This window comes from Rhizobium sp. RM, from assembly GCF_013390595.1.
Taxonomy (GTDB): Bacteria; Pseudomonadota; Alphaproteobacteria; order Rhizobiales; family Rhizobiaceae; genus Agrobacterium.
This window is the reverse complement of sequence record NZ_JACAWV010000014.1, coordinates 1-1570: the sequence shown is the minus strand read 5'-3', so window position 1 is coordinate 1570 and position 1570 is coordinate 1. Positions and strand designations below refer to the sequence as shown.

Genomic DNA, 1570 nt, shown 5'->3' with positions numbered 1-1570 from the left:
GGCGTTAGAATCTTCCATTGTAAAGCTCAGCATCGTGTTCAGCGTAAACACAAATTGTCTTCCTCATCCTTGGCCATCCTCTCGGCGCGTTTCAGCTAAATCAGCTCGGGTAATTGATTAGCTGGAGGCGGTGCCTGCGTACCTCTCGCCTACCTCGTGCCACCGAGTTCGGACCTCTATTTTCAATCAGCCGCCAAATCAATTTCAAATGGTCAAACCTTGACTTTCAATTAGTCAACAATGTATTTTCAAACGGTCATTGAGAGGAATAAGGCCGTGATGCTCTACCCAAGACTCGTCGAGCAACGTGTTGCCGATGCCATGTTAGACACAAGAGTGATTATGATCGTCGGTCCCCGACAATCAGGAAAAACGACACTGGCAAAGAAGATAGCCAAAGAGGCCATGGAGTATTACACTCTAGACAATGCGACAACCCTGGATGCAGCGCGACAGGATCCAGTTGGCTTCGTAAGGCGTATAGATCGCGCCGTCATCGATGAAATTCAACGCGCCCCCGAGCTGTTGCTCGCAATCAAAGAAAGTGTGGATATCGACCAGCGCCCGGGACGTTTCCTCCTGACCGGTTCAGCTAATATTATGACGCTGCCACGCGTGGCGGACTCGCTCGCAGGACGCATGGAGGTCGTTCGATTGCTGCCGCTTGCGCAGAGCGAGATCAGAGCCGCGGGCAGCAGCTTCCTGAGCGACGCCTTTCAAAATGAACCAAAGTCCGGAGAACCCGTCATCGGTGACGACTTGATTGCTGCGGTCCTCGCCGGTGGATATCCCGAGGCATTGAGCCGCAAAACGTTGAGCCGCAAACACGACTGGTATGCGGACTATATCCAAGCGATCGTTCAACGCGACGTTCGAGATGTTGCCCAAATTGAGCAGATTGCGCAAATGCCGCGCTTGCTGCGGATTCTAGCTGAGCATTCGGGACAACTCGTGAACTACTCCGGAATTGGCGCCCCCATCGGGATGAACCACGTCACAACCCAGAAATACGTCGGTATATTCGAGAGCCTGTTCCTCGCCCGAACCGTTCAACCTTGGTTTTCCAACAAACTAAAGCGCTTGACCAAAACCCCTAAAATACATTTCCTCGATTCTGGCCTGCTCGCATCTCTTCGTGACCTGTCTCTCGAGAGAATGCGGGACGACAGAGGGCAGTTCGGAGCGTTGCTTGAGACATTCGTTTTTGGGGAGATACTCAAACTCGCCAGTGCCGCACATACACGATTTGAGTTTTCGCATTTTCGTGACAAGCAGCAGAATGAAGTCGATATTGTCATTGAAGACAGGCGAGGGCGGATTGTCGGCATCGAGATAAAAGCCGCAGCATCCGTCACAAATTCCGATTTCTCTGGCTTACGAATTTTGGCCGAAGAATGCGGAGAGCGCTTCGTATCAGGCATGGTCCTTTACGACCACCACAAGGTAATTCCATTTGGAGAACGATTATCGGCGGTTCCAATTTCGGCGTTGTGGCATTAGCGCCTGGGAATTCTCTCTAGGCTCCAGACGCGCGAGCGGTCCTGGAAGTCCGGCGGAAAAATGGGACTTA

Annotated in this window: 1 protein-coding gene; it reads left to right on the top strand. The window is 52.1% G+C overall.

Annotation, left to right across the window (positions count from 1 at the left end; genetic code table 11):
• Nucleotides 1-276: 276 nt before the first annotated feature.
• Entirely contained in the window at nucleotides 277-1500 is a 1224-nt protein-coding gene (locus HWX89_RS14050; RefSeq protein WP_138792938.1) for an ATP-binding protein, read from the top strand.
• Nucleotides 1501-1570 lie beyond the last annotated feature (70 nt).